Annotated in this window: 15 protein-coding genes; 7 read left to right on the top strand and 8 right to left on the bottom strand. The window is 71.5% G+C overall.

From position 1 onward, the window contains the following. Positions 1-89: 89 nt before the first annotated feature. A complete protein-coding gene (locus MCBMB27_RS23585; RefSeq protein ID WP_075381405.1) occupies positions 90-4,157 on the bottom strand; it encodes a Pls/PosA family non-ribosomal peptide synthetase in 4,068 nt (1,355 codons plus the stop codon). Between the two features lie 111 nt (positions 4,158-4,268). Then, complete coding sequence (locus tag MCBMB27_RS23580; RefSeq protein ID WP_043353469.1) at positions 4,269-4,856, bottom strand: histidine phosphatase family protein; 588 nt, start codon at positions 4,854-4,856, stop codon at positions 4,269-4,271. Between the two features lie 96 nt (positions 4,857-4,952). Here MCBMB27_RS23580 and MCBMB27_RS23575 point away from each other — a divergent pair, with 96 nt between their 5' ends. After that, positions 4,953-5,945 carry a polyphosphate kinase 2 family protein gene (locus MCBMB27_RS23575; protein WP_075381404.1) on the top strand — a complete coding sequence of 331 codons (993 nt, stop codon included), beginning with the start codon at positions 4,953-4,955 and terminating at the stop codon, positions 5,943-5,945. 16 nt (positions 5,946-5,961) lie between these two features. After that, positions 5,962-7,116: an AAA family ATPase gene (locus MCBMB27_RS23570; RefSeq protein WP_075381403.1), complete on the top strand. Its 1,155-nt coding sequence runs from the start codon at positions 5,962-5,964 to the stop codon at positions 7,114-7,116. Positions 7,117-7,185: 69 nt separating this feature from the next. Here MCBMB27_RS23570 and fabI read toward each other — a convergent pair whose 3' ends face one another. Further along, complete coding sequence (fabI, locus tag MCBMB27_RS23565) at positions 7,186-8,010, bottom strand: enoyl-ACP reductase FabI (RefSeq protein WP_043381765.1); 825 nt, start codon at positions 8,008-8,010, stop codon at positions 7,186-7,188. A 130-nt stretch (positions 8,011-8,140) separates the two neighbouring features. After that, entirely contained in the window at positions 8,141-9,061 is a 921-nt protein-coding gene (locus MCBMB27_RS23560) for a DnaJ C-terminal domain-containing protein (protein ID WP_075381402.1), read from the bottom strand. Between the two features lie 240 nt (positions 9,062-9,301). On the opposite strand from MCBMB27_RS23560, the gene MCBMB27_RS23555 reads away from it, so the two are divergent. From MCBMB27_RS23555 to MCBMB27_RS23540, 4 genes are read left to right on the top strand one after another with little or no spacing between them, the layout of a single operon-like run. Continuing rightward, positions 9,302-9,685: a VOC family protein gene (locus MCBMB27_RS23555; RefSeq protein ID WP_075381401.1), complete on the top strand. Its 384-nt coding sequence runs from the start codon at positions 9,302-9,304 to the stop codon at positions 9,683-9,685. Further along, the gene (locus MCBMB27_RS23550) at positions 9,685-10,749 is read left to right on the top strand and encodes an ABC transporter substrate-binding protein (RefSeq protein WP_075381400.1); all 1,065 of its coding nucleotides are present in this window, start codon (positions 9,685-9,687) and stop codon (positions 10,747-10,749) included. Before MCBMB27_RS23555 ends, MCBMB27_RS23550 begins: the two co-directional genes overlap by 1 nt. After that, positions 10,746-11,804 carry a FecCD family ABC transporter permease gene (locus MCBMB27_RS23545; protein WP_075381399.1) on the top strand — a complete coding sequence of 353 codons (1,059 nt, stop codon included), beginning with the start codon at positions 10,746-10,748 and terminating at the stop codon, positions 11,802-11,804. Before MCBMB27_RS23550 ends, MCBMB27_RS23545 begins: the two co-directional genes overlap by 4 nt. After that, positions 11,804-12,577, top strand: a complete 774-nt coding sequence (locus tag MCBMB27_RS23540; RefSeq protein WP_075381398.1) for an ABC transporter ATP-binding protein — start codon at positions 11,804-11,806, stop codon at positions 12,575-12,577. Before MCBMB27_RS23545 ends, MCBMB27_RS23540 begins: the two co-directional genes overlap by 1 nt. Positions 12,578-12,592: 15 nt before the next feature. On the opposite strand, the gene MCBMB27_RS23535 is transcribed toward MCBMB27_RS23540, so the two are convergent. After that, entirely contained in the window at positions 12,593-13,375 is a 783-nt protein-coding gene (locus tag MCBMB27_RS23535; protein WP_075381397.1) for a Crp/Fnr family transcriptional regulator, read from the bottom strand. 133 nt (positions 13,376-13,508) lie between these two features. After that, a complete protein-coding gene (locus tag MCBMB27_RS23530; protein WP_051044925.1) occupies positions 13,509-14,393 on the bottom strand; it encodes a glycoside hydrolase family 25 protein in 885 nt (294 codons plus the stop codon). Between the two features lie 202 nt (positions 14,394-14,595). Between MCBMB27_RS23530 and MCBMB27_RS23525 the strand changes: the two genes are divergently transcribed. Then, positions 14,596-15,039 carry a DUF488 domain-containing protein gene (locus MCBMB27_RS23525; protein WP_043354156.1) on the top strand — a complete coding sequence of 148 codons (444 nt, stop codon included), beginning with the start codon at positions 14,596-14,598 and terminating at the stop codon, positions 15,037-15,039. Positions 15,040-15,046: 7 nt separating this feature from the next. Here MCBMB27_RS23525 and MCBMB27_RS23520 read toward each other — a convergent pair whose 3' ends face one another. Together MCBMB27_RS23520 and MCBMB27_RS23515 are read right to left on the bottom strand one after the other, a co-directional pair. Next, positions 15,047-15,421, bottom strand: coding sequence for a DUF6894 family protein (locus MCBMB27_RS23520; protein ID WP_043381776.1), 375 nt, complete (start codon positions 15,419-15,421; stop codon positions 15,047-15,049). Between the two features lie 48 nt (positions 15,422-15,469). Beyond that, entirely contained in the window at positions 15,470-15,694 is a 225-nt protein-coding gene (locus tag MCBMB27_RS23515; RefSeq protein WP_075381396.1) for a hypothetical protein, read from the bottom strand. Positions 15,695-15,700: the final 6 nt, after the last annotated feature.

The raw sequence follows: 15,700 nt of genomic DNA, 5'->3' as shown, positions 1-15,700 counted from the left end.
GGCTAGACATTACAATAAGTTAGCTTGGCGGCATCACTCGCTCGTAGACGAGCTAGTACACCGCCAAGATCCGTTGACCGGGGCCACGGTCAGGCGCGGTGGATCACCGGCACCGCGGGCGCCCCCTCCCACTCGGTGTTGGCGGGGATCGACTCGCCCTTCATGACGATGGTGAGCGGACGCAGGCGGGCGAAATCGCCGACCTTCGTATCGTACAGCACGGTCGAGAACGCGCCCACCGAGACGCCCCGGCCGACGACGACGCGGCCGATCTTCATGATCCGGTCCTCGTACAGGTGCGTCTGCAGCGCCGAGACCCGGTTGATGGTGGCGTAGTCGCCGATGGTGACGCAGTCGAACTCGGTGATGTCGGTGGTGAGCATGCACACCCCCTTGCCGACCTTCACCCCGAACAGCCGCAGCACCCAGGGCAGGAAGGGCGTGCCCTGGAGATGCTCGAGCAGCACCTTGCCGGCGAGTCCCCAATAGGCCACGGCGATCGCCTCGGTGCGCATCGCCCACCACGACCACATCGGCTGCATGCCGGGCTTGTAGACGCCCATCAGCAGCCATTTCATCGCGATGACGGCGGACGACTGGATCAGCGCGATGGCGACGCTCGCCGCGACGAAGCTGAAGGCCAGTCCCCACCAGTCCTGCTCCAGGATGGCCGGGTAGAAGTACCAGTCGATCACCGTGATCGCGAGGGTGATATAGAGCATCGGCGAGAACGAGGTCGCGAAGGCCTCGAACACGCCGCGCCGGATCTTCGGCCAGGCGCCGGGCTCGTAGGTCTGGGCGGTCGAGCCGAGATCGACCTTCTGGCGGGCCGGCAGCCGGATCGGCGGGGAGCCGAACCACGTCTCGCCGGGGCTCATGGCGGCGTTCTCGGGCGGCTTCGACTTGATCCCGATGAGCACGTCGTCGGGGATGACGGCGCCCGGCGGCACCACGGCATCGTTGCCGACGAAGACCCGCGCCCCGGTGCGGGTCGGCTCCAGGTGCATCCAGCCGCGCCGGATCTCCTCCTCGCCATACACCACCTCGTCGGCGACGAAGTTCTTCGCGCCGACCTCGGCGAGATCGTAGCGGCCCGCGAGGTTGGTCGAGATCTCGGCGCCGTGGCCCATATTGGCGCCCATCAGCCGGTACCAGGCCCGCATGTAGACGGTCGCGAACAGCGACGAGAGCGTCTCCAGGGTCACCTCGACGGCGAGCGCCAGCGACCATTTCCGCAGGTAGAACAGGGAATGGACCGAGTAGGTGCCCGAGCGCGTCCGCGGCAGCACGATCCAGCGGATGCCGGCGATCAGCAGCACCGTGCCGGCGGTCATCAGCATGGCCGTGGGCCAGGTGAGGATCGGCAGGTACCAGTGGTAGTCGACGTCGGTGATGTCGGAGAACGAATCCGAGATCTGGTCGAAGATGAAGAAGGCCGGGAAGATCGGCAGCAGGCCGACCGCGGGGATCGCGCCGAGCAGGACGACATAGGCCGCCATGAAGGCGCTGCGGCGCGCGAAGGAGGCCTCGGCGGGCGCGGGCAGGTCCGAGGGGTCCGCCATCCCGACCTTGCGGCCGGGTGAACCGTCCCAGCGCTCGGCCGCCCCGACCCGCGAGCCCACGGGGATCGTGGTCAGGTCGGCGATCTCCGCCTGCGGCCCGATCACCGTGTCGTGGCTGATGACGCAGGAGGTTCCCACCGCCGCATCCGCGCCGATCTCGACCCGGCCGATGACAAGCTCGTTGCCGACGATCTCGGCGTTGGCGATGACGAGGCGACCGCCGAGCGACGCGCCGTCTCCGATGGTCAGGAGGTCGGGCGCGCCGATCTCGATGTCGGAGATCAGGGTGTCACGCCCGATCCGGGCGCCCATCAGCCGCAGGTAGATGGCGATGGCCGGCGAACCCTGGAGCCACTTCACGTGGACCAGCGGGGCCAGCCGCTGCGCGAGCCACCAGCGGTAATAGTAGGCGCCCCAGAGCGGATAGCGGCCCGGCTTGGTCCGGCCGAGGATGAGCCACTTGCCGGCCACCGCGGCCACTGCGGTCACGCCGTTGATCGCCACGTAGACGAGGAGCAGCACCCCGAGTTCGGCGAAGAAGCTGAGACCGCCGCCGGTGAGCAGCAGGTAGGTCACGAACATGCCGAGCCATTGCGCAGTGGCCAGGGCGATGACGAAGGGCAGCGCGACGAGTTGCGCGAGGCCGCACAGCGCCCGGCGCAGCAGCGGCGGCGGTTCGAAGCTCAGGTCACGGGTCGCGGCCCCGGCGCCCATCCCGCCCGTGCGGGCGATCAGCGCGTCCGCCATGGCCCGCATCGTGCGCAGGGCATAGACGTCCGGCAGGGTGATGCCGGCGAGCGGCGGGTTCTCGCGCACCGCCGAGACGAAGCGGGCGGCGAGCAGGGAATGCCCGCCGAGATCGGCGAAGAAATCGCCCTCGAGGGCGATCGGCTGGTTGCCGAAGACCTGCTTGGCAGCCGCGACGAGGGCCGCCTCGGTCTCGTTGGCGGGGGGCTCCTGCTCGCCGTCGGCGGCCACCACCGTCAGCGGGGCGATCTTCAGCGCCTTGCGGTCGACCTTGCCGGAGGTCAGCCGCGGGAGCGTCTCGGCCACCTCGAAATGGCCGGGCACCATGTAGGGCGGCATCTGCCCGGCAAGCGTCCGGCGCAGGGCCGCGGCGTCGATGGCGCGGCCGCGCTCCGGGATCAGGAAGGCGACGAGGCGGTCGACGCCGTCGTCCTGCCGGAGCACGACGGCGGCCTGGTTGATGTCGGGCACCGCCCGGATCCGGGACTCGATCTCGCCCAGCTCCACGCGGAAGCCGCGGATCTTCACCTGATCGTCGATCCGGCCGTGGAACACGATCCGGCCCTCGGCATCGAGGGAGACCGCGTCGCCCGAGCGGTAGAGCACCGGATCGGTCCCGTCGGACGCGAAGGGGTTGGCGATGAACTTCTCCGCCGTCAGCTCCGGACGGGCGAGGTAGCCCCGCGCCACGCCGGGGCCGCCGATCAGCAGCTCGCCCTGCTGGTCGCGGCCGAGCAGGGCGAGGTCCTCGCCGGCGACATAGACGGAATAGTTCGGGATCGGGCCGCCGATGGTCACCGGCTCGCCGGGCCGCATCTCGGCGGCGGTCGCCACCACGGTGGCCTCCGTGGGCCCGTAGGTGTTGAACAGCTGGCGCCCGCCCGTCGCCCAGCGGGCGATCAGCGGCTCGGGCAATGCCTCGCCGCCGAGCAGGACGAGGCGGACCCGCGGCAGGTCGCCGGAGATCATCGCCAGCAGCGTCGGCACGGTGTCGAGCACCGTGATCCCCTCCGCCTCCAGGATGCCCGGCAGCGATTCCAGGTCGCCCATCATGGCCGGGCTCGCCACGAACAGGGTCGCACCCACGAGGTACGGGACCCAGATCTCCTCCATCGAGAGATCGAAGGCCACCGAGGCCCCCTGGAACACCACGTCGTCGGCGCGCATCCCGTAGAGGGCGTTCCCCGACCGGAGGAAGTGGCAGATGTTGGCGTGGCTGATGACGATGCCCTTGGGCACGCCGGTCGAGCCCGAGGTGTAGATCAGGTAGGCGGGATGCTCGGGCGTCAGTCCGGCGGCGCGCGGGTCCGGCTCGGGCGCATCGGCGGGCGTCCCCGCGTCGAGATCGGCGGGCGTCAGGGCGGGCGTCCCGTCGGGCGCCGCGGCCGCCAGCGCCGGCGAGACCAGCAGCGCCTTCGCGCTCGCATCGGTAAGGCATACGCCGACCCGGTCGGCCGGCGCCTCGGCGTCGAAGGGCAGCCACGCCGCCCCCGACATCGTGATGCCGATCTGCGTCACGAGGAGGTCCGGGCCGCGGGCCATCCACAGGCCGACGACGTCGCCGGGGCCGATGCCGCGATGGGCGAGGCCGGCGGCGATCCGGCCGGCCCGGGCGGCGACCTCCGCGTAGGTCAGGTGCGGGTGGACGCCGCCGGCCGCCACGCGGGCGCCGTCGACGAGGCAGGGATGGTCGGGCCGGGTCTCGGCGGCGTGCAGGAAGATCTCGGCCAGGACCTCGTCGCGGATCAGGTCGGGCCGGTGGTCGCCGCGCAGGATCGCCGCGTCCCCGGGACGGTCGCGCTCCCCGGCCACCGGGCCGGGCCGGGTCTTTTCGGCGACGTCGCTCATCCGCTGCTCCGCTGGCCGGCCGCTCGAGCCGGCGCCTGTCCTGGCCGCCGCCCTATAGCCTGCCGATCATGCCGTTATCGAGGCGGCCTTGCACTGCGCAGGCGCACGGGATCAAGCCCAGCGCCAGCCACCGGGCTCGAGGATCAGGACCTCGCCCTGCCGGATTCCGAGGCGGGGCGCGGCGTAGATGTCGAGATGACCGAGGGCGACGAGGGCCGCCCGTGCCACGCCGCCATGGGCGACGACCACCGTATCCCGCTCCAGGGCCGCGATCATCGGGCCGACGCGCTCGACCAGGGCGGCGTAGCTCTCGGCGCCGAGGCCGGGCGGACGGTAATGCCAGCGGTCCCGGTCGCGGCCGGCCGCCCCCGCCGGGTCGCGGCGGCGGATCTCCGCCCAGGTGGAGCCCTCCCAGCTGCCGAAACCGATCTCGCGCAGGCGCGGATCGGTCCGGTACGCCGCCGGCGGCAGGCCGAGGGCCGTCCGGAGGATCTCCATGGTGCGCCGGGTGCGCTTGAGCGGGCTCGCGACGAAATCGGCCTCCGCCAGCGTCGCCCCCGCCGCCGCGGCGAGGCGTTCCGCGACGGCCGCCGCCTGCGCCTCGCCCTGGGCGTTGAGGTCCGTGTCGCGCCCGCCCTGGAGGCGTCCCTCGGCGTTCCAGGCGGTCTGGCCGTGCCGGATGAAGTAGATCGTACCCAACCGTCTCAACCCCGTCCTGCGCAGGAATCCGGAACGGCCTGGATCGCCGGCCGTTCTCGCCGTCGGTCGGCAATATCCGGATACAGGTCCTGCCCCATGTCCAAGAAGCACGGCAAGCATCATCGCGGCCACAAACGTCCCGATGACATGACAGGTGAGGCAGACCTGCATGGATCGCCCCGGCCGCCCCGCCCGTCGACGGCCCGCTGGGCGGGTTCCGCGGACACGATCGCCGGGACCGTCCCGGCCGCCCTGGACGGCCACCGCCAGATCCCCATCCTCGCCGCCCCGGGCATCGTCACGGTGGAGCCGGGCGCGGCCTTCGACCTCTCCGCGGTGGAGGCCGACGCCGATGGCGGGCTGGACAAGGCCTGGGCGAAGGAGGCCCTGGCCGGGGAGCGGGCGCGCATCGTCGCCCTCCAGGAGCGCCTCTATGCCGAACGCGCCCGCAGCCTGCTGCTGGTGTTCCAGGCGATCGATACCGGCGGCAAGGACGGGACGATCCGCTCGGTCCTGCAGGGCGTGAACCCGCAGGGCTGCACCGTGGCCTCGTTCAAGGTGCCCTCGAGCGAGGAACTCGATCACGACTTCTTGTGGCGCTACCACGCCCGCGTGCCGGGACGCGGCATGATCGGGGTGTTCAACCGCAGCCACTACGAGGACGTGCTGGTGGTGCGGGTGAAGGGCCTCGTTCCGGATGCGGTGTGGCAGAGCCGCTACGGCCGCATCAACGACTTCGAGCGCCTGCTCACCGAGTCCGGCACAACCGTGATCAAGTTCTTCCTGCACATCTCCCGGGCCGAGCAGAAGAAGCGCCTGGAGGCCCGGATCGCCGATCCGGAGAAGCGCTGGAAATTCGATCCCGCCGATCTGGTCGAGCGGAAGTCCTGGGACGCCTACCAGCAGGCCTTCGCGGACGCCCTCGGCCGCTGCTCGACGCCCCATGCGCCCTGGCTGGTGGTGCCGGCCAACCACAAGTGGTTCCGCAACTACGTGATTGCCCGGACCGTGGCCGATACACTGGAGGCCATGGATCCGCGATTCCCGGAGGCCTCGAAGGGCATCGCGGATCTCACGGTGCCCGACTGACGGGGGGAGGCCCGAGATGCTGGTGGTTCGGGAAATCGCGGTCTCGGGCTACCGCTCGCTGCGGCGGATCAGCTTCCCGGTCGATCGGCTGTCGGTCTTCGTCGGGGGCAACGGCACGGGCAAGACCAACCTGTACCGCTCGCTCGAGCTCCTACAGGCGGCGGCCCGGGGTACGCTCACCCGCGATCTCGCCGCGGAGGGCGGGATGGACTCGGCCCTGTGGGCGGGTCGCCGTCGGCAGGGCGAGGCCGCGCGGATCTGCCTGTCGGCCACCCTGCGCCACGACGGCACCGGCCAGGACTTCCAATACACGGTGGAGGTCGGGCTGGTGCAGCAGGCCGGCGACTCGATTTTCGGCGCGGCCTTTCGGAAGGAGCCGCAGGTGAAGGCCGAGCGCCTGACGGTCCGCACCCGCGGCCGCACGGCCGTACTCCTCGATCGCGACGGGCGCAGCGGCTTCGTCCGCGACGAGGCGGGCGCCAAACGCTCCCTCGGCGGGGATCTGCTGGCGACCGAGACCGCGCTGGGCAGCCTCCTCGACGCCACAGGGCTTCCCGAGATCGCCCTGGTCCGCCTCGCCTTGGCGGGATGGCGCTTCCACCACGATTTCCGGACGGATGCCGATTCGCCCCTACGCCGGCCCTGCCTCGCGGTGACGACGCCGACGCTGGCCTCGGACGGCTCGGACCTCGCCGCCGTCTTCGCCACCCTGGCGCATATCCGGCAGGACACCGCCGAGATCGACGAGGCCGTCGACGCCGCCTTCCCGGGTGCGGGGCTCGTCATCCCCGAGCCGGGCCGTCACGCCAGCTTCGGCCTGCGCTTTCCCGACTTCCCCGTCCGGATCTTCGATCCGCCGGAACTGTCGGACGGCACCCTGCGCTACCTCGCCCTCGCGGGCGCCCTGCTCGGATACCGCTTGCCGCCGTTCATCGCCCTGAACGAGCCCGAGACCAGCCTGCATCCCGATCTCATGGATCCGCTGGCGCGGCTGATCGCGCGGGCCGCAGAACGCACCCAGGTCTGGCTCGCGACCCATTCGGAGCGGCTGGCGGCGGGGATCGCGGAGCACGGGCGCGTCCGGCCGCGCACCGTCATCAAGCGCGACGGCGAGACCTGGATCGACGGGCTCAAGCTCTCGGGGGACTTCGCCGACGCGGATGAGGATTGACCCCGATCCGATCGGACCGCGCGAAGAGCCGTCTGGCCGCGCGCGGCGCGTGCGGTGACGGAGCGCGCCTCAATCCTTGTCGAGGGTGAGGTCCGGGGCCTCGGGATTCTTCATGCCGACGACGTGGTAGCCGGCATCCACGTGGAGGATCTCGCCGGTCATGCCCGCCGCCATGTCGGAGACGAGGTAGGACGCGGTCTCGCCGACCTCCCCGATCGTCACGGTCCGGCGCAGGGGCGCGTTGTACTCGTTCCACTTCAGGATGTAGCGGAAATCGCCGATCCCGGAGGCGGCGAGGGTCTTGATCGGGCCCGCCGAGATCGCGTTGACCCGGATGTTCTTCGGGCCGAGATCGGCCGCGAGGTAGCGCACCGACGCCTCCAGGGCCGCCTTGGCCACGCCCATCACGTTGTAATGCGGCATCCACTTCTCGGCGCCGTAATAGGTCAGCGTCACGAGGGAGCCGCCCGGGCGCATGATCTTCTCGGCACGCTGGGCCACGGCGGTGAACGAGTAGCACGAGACCAGGAGCGACTTGGTGAAGTTGTCCTCGGAGGTCTCGATATAGCGGCCGGTCAGCTCGTCCTTGTCGGAGAAGGCGACGCAGTGGACGACGAAATCGATGCCGTCGGGGAAGACCTTCGCGGCTTCCGCGAAGACCGCGTCGATCGTGGCCGCCTCGGTGACGTCGCAATGCCCGATGACGTGGGCGTCGAGCTCCTTGGCGAGGGGCTCGACCCGCTTGCGCAGGGCATCGCCCTGATAGGTGAAGGCGAGTTCGGCGCCGTGGGCGCGGGCGCTGCGGGCGATGCCCCAGGCGATCGAGCGGTTGTTGGCGACCCCGAGGACGATGCCCCGCTTGCCCGCCAGAAGGCCCTGCCCGTGTTCCGCCATGATCGATCCCGAAGCCGCGCGACCCCTTTCGGGGCCGGGGGGCCTCCTTAGCGGAGGCGGCCCGGCGACGGAAGTCCGGGGCGACACCGAGCGCCGTCAAGCCGGCCTCGGTGTCCGGTTCGCGAGGCCGTCAGGCCGCCTTGGCGGCCCGCCGGCTGCGGGCGAAGTCCGCCAGGGCCGCATCCTCGCCCTCCGGCAGGACGATCGCCGTGGTGGCGAACAGGTCCCCGGGGGTGCCGTCCTTCTTCGGCAGGCCCTTGCCGCGCAGGCGGAAGGTGCGGCCGGAACTCGTCATCGCCGGGATCTTCATCTCGACGACGCCGGTGAGCGTCGGCACGCGGATCGTGCCGCCGAGCACGGCATCCTCCAGGGGAACGTCGACGGTGGTGCGCAGGTCGGCCCCCTCGACGGTGAAGCGCGGATGCGGGCGGATCCGGATCGTCAGCAGGGCGTCGCCCGGCTCACCCCGGAGGCCGCCGCTCTGGCCGAGACCGCGCAGCCGGATGGTCTGGCCGTCGATCACACCACGGGGGATCATCACGTCGACCTCCCGGCCGGTGGGCAAGGCGAGGCGCAGCTTCTCCTCGCTGGCGACCTGCTCCAGGGTCACCGATAGCTCTGCGGCGACGTCTTCGCCCTTGGCGGGCTGGCGCTGACCGCCCGGTCCGGCCCCGCCGGCGCGGAAGGCCTCGCCGAAGATGTGCGAGAAGATGTCCTCGCCCATCCCGCCGCCGCCCATGCCGCCGCCGCGCTGGGCGCGGGCCATGTGCTCGAAGTCGAAATTGCCCCCGCGGCCGCCGCCGAACCCCTCGAAGCCGGTCGCGCGCGGCTTACCCTCGGCATCGATCTCGCCGCGGTCGAACTGCTTGCGCTTCTCGGCGTCGCCCAGGATCTCATAGGCCGAGTTCGCCTCGGCGAAACGGTCCTTGGCCTTCACGTCGTTCTTGTTGCGGTCGGGGTGGAAGTCCTTGGCGAGCTTGCGATAGGCCTTCTTGATCTCGGCCTCGCTCGCCCCCTTGGCCACGCCCAGCACGTCGTAGGGATTGCGCATGGATCTCTTGGCTGTGCGGTTGGCTGTGCGATATCGCTTCGCCAGCCGGATGTGGGATGGATGTTGCATCCCTGCAACGGTCCTGTCGGCGAAAGTCTGCGGGTTCGTGCCGAACGTCAAGCGGCCGATCTCGCCGCGGCTGCGGGCCGGCCCTATCGTCGGAGGCAGCGCCGACCGGCGCCTCCGGCGGGATCGGGCCGGAGGCCGATCGCGCCGGAATCACCCGAGGCCGGAGAGCCGATGCACTACGCCTGCGACCACCTCCACCTGCGCAGCCGCGACGCCGTCGCGGCCGCATCCTTCTACATCGCGACGTTCGGAGCCCGCGAGGTCAAGCGCGTCGGCACGGATCCGGTGCAGCGTGTCGTGCTCGACCTCGGCGGCCTCGCCGTCTTCATCGAGCAGGCCCCGGCCGAGATCGCGCCCGCGGCGACCACGCCCTGCCTCGGGATCGAGCATGTCGGATTGCGCGTCGCCGACATCGCGGCGGCGATGGCCGATCTCACCGCCCGGGGCGTGACGGTGCGGACCGGCATCACCGAGCGCGGGCCCGGCCTGCGGATCGCCTTCGTGGAGGGACCGGACGGCGCGCTGATCGAGATCCTCGAGCGGACATCCGTCTGATGCCATCGAGCCCCGGTCGCCGGGCATCCCTGGCCGCGGCGCTGATCCTGCTGCTGGTGGCATCCGGGGCGGCCGCGGCGCGTCCGTTCACGGATGCGGCCGGCCGCACGGTCGAACTTCCCGAAAGGATCGGGCGGGTGCTCGCCGCGGGGCCGCTGGCCGCCGTGCTGCTCTACACCCTGGCGCCGGACCTGATGGCCGGCTGGGTGACCGCACCGCATCCCGAGGCGCTGCCCCTCCTCGAGCCCCGGACCCCAACGCTGCCGGCCTATGGCCGCCTGACCGGTCGGGGCGGCACGGCCAATGTCGAGGCGGTCCTGGCCGCCAAGCCCGACCTGATCGTCGATTCGGGGAGTCTCGGGCCGACCTACGCGTCCCTCGCCGACCGGATCCAGGCGCAGACCGGGATTCCCTACATCCTGCTCGACGGCAGCTTCGCGAAGAGTCCGGAAGCCTACCGGCAGCTCGGCGCCGCGCTCGGCCGTCAATCCGCGGCGGATGCCCTGGCGGCCGAGGCCAAGGCTCTCGCCGACAGGGTGGACCGCGCCGTGGCGACGCTCCCCGAGGACCGGCGGCCCCGGGTCTATTACGCGCGCGGCCCGCGCGGCCTGGAGACGGGCTTCGCCGGATCGATCAACACCGAGCTGGTGGAGGCCGCGGGCGGCCGCAACGTCGCGCAGGACGGCGGCGGTCGCCTCGGCAACGTCTCGCCCGAGCAGGTCCTCGCCTGGAACCCGGACGTGATCGTCACCCTCGACCCGGCCTTCGCGGCCGGGCTGCGCACCGACCCGCTGTGGCGGACCATCAGGGCCGTCCAGACGGGGCGGATCTACGTGGCGCCGCTTCAGCCGTTCCCGTGGTTCGACGCGCCTCCGGGGGTCAACCGCCTGATCGGCCTGCGCTGGCTGGCGGCCCGGCTCCACCCGGACCTGTTCCCGGAACCGATGCCCGACGTGGTGCGCGCCTTCTACCGGGATTTCTACCACGTCGATCTCGACGGCGATCAGGTCGCCGCCCTCCTCGGACCGAGGCCCCCGGGCGCGGAACCGGACGCGCCGAAATGAGCGACATCCCGGCTGCGGCCGAGGCGATCGGGCTTCGCACCCGCAGCCGCCTGCGGATTTCCGCGGCGCTTTTCTCCGGGTTGGCTCTGGTGGCGCTGGCCGTGCTCGCCTTGGCGGTCGGCCAATATCCGGTCGCGCCCGCGGACCTTGCCGCAATCCTCGGGCACCATCTGCTCGGCCTGCCCCTGCGCGCGCCGGCCGCGGCGGAGACCGTGGTGATGCAGGTGCGGCTGCCCCGGGTGGTCGCCGCTCTGGTGGTCGGCGCAGCATTGTCGGCGGCCGGGGCGACCTACCAGGGCCTGTTCCGCAACCCGCTGGTTTCCCCCGACATCCTCGGCGTGTCGGCCGGCGCAGGGCTCGGCGCCGTGCTCGGGATCTATCTCGGCCTGCCCGTGGCGCCGATCCAGCTCCTGGCCTTCCTGGGCGGGCTCGGCGCCGTCGCCGCGGTCTACGGCGTCGGCCTCGCCGTGCGGCGGCACGATCCGGTCCTGACCCTGGTCCTGGCGGGGGTGGCGGTGGGCGCGGTGCTCGGGGCGGGCATCTCGCTCCTGAAGGTGCTGGCCGACCCCTACAACCAGCTGCCGGCGATCACCTTCTGGCTGCTGGGGAGCCTGTCCTCGGTCACCCTGGGCGACGTCGCCGCCACCCTGCCGATGATGCTGATCGGCCTCGTGCCCCTCGTCCTGCTGCGCTGGCGCATGAACCTGATGAGCCTCGGCGACGCGGAGGCGCGGACCCTCGGCGTGGAGACGCGGGTGCTGCGCCCGGTCCTGATCGCCGGCGCGACCCTGATCACGGCGGCGGCCGTCGCGATGACCGGGGTCATCGGCTGGATCGGGCTGATCGTGCCGCACATCGCCCGGCTGCTGGTCGGGCCGGATTACCGCCGGCTGCTGCCGGCCTCGCTGGCGCTCGGAGCGGGCTACCTCGTGCTGGTCGACCTGATCGCGCGGAATATGGGAACCGTCGAGGTGCCGCTGGGCATCCTGACGGCCCTGGTCGGGGCCCCGTTCTTCCTCTGGCTGCTGGCGTCCGGGCGCCGGGGCTTCGCGTGATGCTGCTCCACGTGCGGGACCTCGCCTTCGGCTACGGCGGCCGCATCGTCGGAAGCGGCGTGTCGTTCGACCTCGCCGCGGGCGAGGTGCTGTGTCTCATCGGGCCGAACGGCGGCGGCAAGACCACCCTGTTCAAGACGCTGCTCGGGCTGCTGCCCGCCCGGGGCGGTCGCATCGTCCTCGGCGGCACCGACCTGTCCCGGCTGTCGCGCAGCGCCATCGCCCGCATGGTCGCCGCCGTCCCCCAGGCGCATGCGGCCTTCTTCCCGTTCACCGTCCGGGAGGTCGTCGTGATGGGCCGGGCGAGCCGGATCGGCCCGTTCGCCGCGCCCGGCCCGTCCGACGCGGCGGCGGCCGAAAAGGCCCTCGACGCCCTGGGGATCGGGCACTTGGCCGACACGGTCTACACCGAGATCAGCGGCGGCGAGCGGCAGCTCGCCCTGATCGCCCGGGCGCTGAGCGGGGAGCCGCGGCTGCTAATCATGGACGAGCCGACCGCGAGCCTCGATTTCGGCAATCAGGCCCGCGTCCTCGGGCAGATCCGCCGCCTCGCCCAGGCCGGCATCGCCGTGCTGTTCTCGACGCACGATCCCGGCCACGCCCTGCTCTGCGCCGACCGCCTCGTCGCCCTGCACGGGGGCCGCCTCGTCGCCGACGGGCCGTCCGCCGCCACGGTCACCCCGGCGCTCCTGCGTCTGATCTACGGGATCGACGTGGTGGTGGCGCCGGTCCCGGGCCTCGCAGCGCCGGTCTGCGTGCCCGTCGTCGACTGACCGCGCTCCGGCCCCTCAGGCCGTTCGCGACACCGGCCCGGCATCCGCGTCCGGTGCGGCCCGGCGCGGACCATCGGGCCCGTACACCGCGCCGAGCACCGCCTCGCAATGGAGCCGGACGCGGGCGTGGCAGGCGCAGGCGGCGGCCGAGACCGCCCGGCGATCGACGATCGTGATGCGCCCGCGCTCCGCCCGGAGGAGTCCCTGCTCCTGCAGCATCCGCAGGATCCGGGTGAGGTAGGTCCGCTGGACGCCGAGCATCGCGGCCATCAGCTCGTGGGTGACCGGAAGGGTGTCGCCGCCGGTCCGGTCCTGCAACGACAGCAGCCAGCGGAGGCAGCGCTGCTCGATCGGGTGCACGGCGTTGCAGGCCCCGATCAGGAGCAGCTGAGCCAGGAAACAATCGGCATAGCGGGCGAACAGATCGCGGAACGTGGCGGATCGGCGCTCGGCCTCCCGCAGCCGGTCCGCGTCGAGGCGCAGCACCCGCCCGCCCACCTGCACCAGCCCGCTGACGGCGTTCGGCAGCCGGGCCTGGCCGATGATCCCGCCGACCGCCCCGTCGTGACCGACGCTCGCGGTCTCCGCCATCCGGCCGTCGTGGGTGGCGACGACCAGCGCGACAACGGTCTGGTCACAGGGGAAGATCACAGGGCTCGCGCCGGAGTCAGCCGTGAGGATCGTGTCCCCCCTGGCGACGGTCACCGGTTCCAGATCGCGTTCGATCAGCGCGCGGTCCGAACCCGAAAGCGCGTCGAGGAGCAGGTTGCCGGTGGAGGCGGCAGGTTCGATCGGCATGGGGCGGCGAGATGCGGCAGAGAGGGTCCCGTCGGGACCCTCACGGATATGCGCCCGTCAGCGTGCGGACTCGCCAGCCATAGCCCGCAGGCTGCGCCCTCGAACTAACTTAGGTTTCGTTGCACCCGTTCATCTACTTGTCCGTGCATAGACCCTGCTCCGAGAGTCTCCTGTGCTCGCGCGGATCGCAGTCGGTGGCCAGGAACGAGGCCCAGTCGGACGGGGTCCCGTAGAAGGCGTTGCGATCGACGTCACCCCGCACGCCCGGGACCCGACCCGTCGAAGTGAACTGCCACAGCATCCACTTACGGTTGACGAACCGCTGCTCCGGCTCGGCCGCGGTGGAGCGCAGCCAGTGCGGATAGTCCGGGAGTTCGCCCTCCAGCACGTCCTTGTGGAAGGTGATGTCGGTGTAGATGATCGGGCGCTTGCCGGTGTAGCGCTCCATCTCCTCCAGCATCTCGGTGACCATCGCCAGGGCCTGCGCCTTGGGCAGCTTCTTCGGGCAGGTCTGCGAGTGGCCGTTCCACTCGACGTCGAGGACCGGCGGCAGTGCGGTGGGGTCGTTCGGAACGTTCCGCTTGAACCAGTCCATCTGCTCCCTGGCGGAGCGGCACCAGAACACGAAGTGGTACGCGCCCCGCGGCACGCCGGCCCGCGCCGCGCCGTCCCAGTTGGTCCGGAAGCGCTCGTCGACGTGGTCGCCGCCCTCGGTGGCCTTGATGAAGGCGAACTGCGTTCCGGCGGCCCGGACCGAGGCCCAGTCGACGTTGCCCTGCCACTTCGAGATGTCGATGCCCTGGATCGGGTGGAGCTTGGCCTTGGCCACGCCCGGATGGGGCTTGGCGTCACCCTTCGTCGGATAGAAGTCGTTGTTGGAGGCACAGGCCGCGAGGCCGGCCAGGATGGCGGCGGCGGCGAAGCGCCCGGCGAGGCGCCGGGCCGGCTTCAGACGGTCGGTCAGACTCCGAGCGACTTCCCCGAACGGCGACCGCGAAAGTTTTGAAATCCGCGACATCAGTGTTTAGCCCGCCACCGAAGAAGCGCCACAGACAGGCGTATTCGATGGCCCCGGCGCGGTTAACGGAGCTTTGCGATCATTGCGGCGGAATTCCGGGACGCGTTGCCTGCCCGCGACATACGGCGCCCATCCCCGGTTGGTTCACAGGGGGAGATCCGGCTAAGTCGCGGTCCCGCAACGCGAGTCCGGACACGGCGCCGTGAGTAAGCAACTCTTTACCATAGGCTACGAAGGCCTCGATTCGGAGCGCCTCGTCGGGGTCCTGCGCTCGGCGGGGGTCGCAACGCTGGCGGATGTCCGGGCGGTGGCGAACTCACGCAAGCGCGGCTTCTCGAAGGGTGCGCTGGGCACATCCCTGCGCGAGGCCGGCCTGGGCTACGCGCATCTGCGCAGCCTCGGGACACCGAAATCCGGCCGGCAGGCGGCCCGGGCCGGGGACGCGGCGCTGATGCGCCGGATCTACTGCGAGGAGGTGCTGGACACGGCCGCAGGCCTCGCGGCCCTCGACGAGCTCGCCGCGCTGGCCGAGGGGGCCCCGATCTGCCTGCTGTGCTTCGAGCGCGATCCGGCCGGCTGCCATCGGCGCGTGCTGGCCGAGCGCCTCGCACCGCGCGGCTTCGTGGTCAGCGACCTCTTCGGCTGAGCCGGTCTCAGCGGCCCGACAGGGAAGGCGCGCGCATGCCCAGCGCGCCCGCGAGACGCCGGACGGGGCCGAGGGCGGCCGTCAGACCCAGCGGCGCGGCCTTGCGCGGCGCACGCGGCCGGCGACGGTCGGCATCCGCGACCGGCTCGACCGGCAGGTACAGCGCGTCGAAGAAGGACATCTCCAGGAGCGTGGCGCCGTCGTCGTCGGTGATCACCATCGCCGCCTCCATCAGCCGCGGGTCGCCGCCGTGCTGGCGCATCAGCCCCTGCACGATCGTGCGCGCGGTGGACCGGGCGGCCTCGACATCCTCGACCCACTGGGCCGCCGAGGCCGGGAGCGAGGCGTTGCCGAGGCGGATGGTGAAGTGGGCGCGGACCATGAAGCGCTCCTGGGAGGGGACCGGCGGGGACACCGCCGGCAACGGGTGTCAGGCGGCCTGGGCGTCGTCGACGGCTTCGGCGACGGGTTCGGACTTCTCAGCCGCGGATTTCGGATCGAAGGCGTCCGCGAGCAGGACAAGGCGCCGCGCCATGTCCCGCACCTCGTTGAGCGCGATCGACTTCTGGCCTTCCTTCACCGCGCGGGTGATGTCGCTGACCTGCGTGGTGGCGATCCGCTTCAGTTCGTCGGCGAGCTGCTGGCTGGTCATCATCGCATC

Source organism: Methylobacterium phyllosphaerae (genome assembly GCF_001936175.1).
Lineage (GTDB): Bacteria > Pseudomonadota > Alphaproteobacteria > Rhizobiales > Beijerinckiaceae > Methylobacterium > Methylobacterium fujisawaense.
This window is presented reverse-complemented; position numbering and strand designations above follow the sequence as displayed.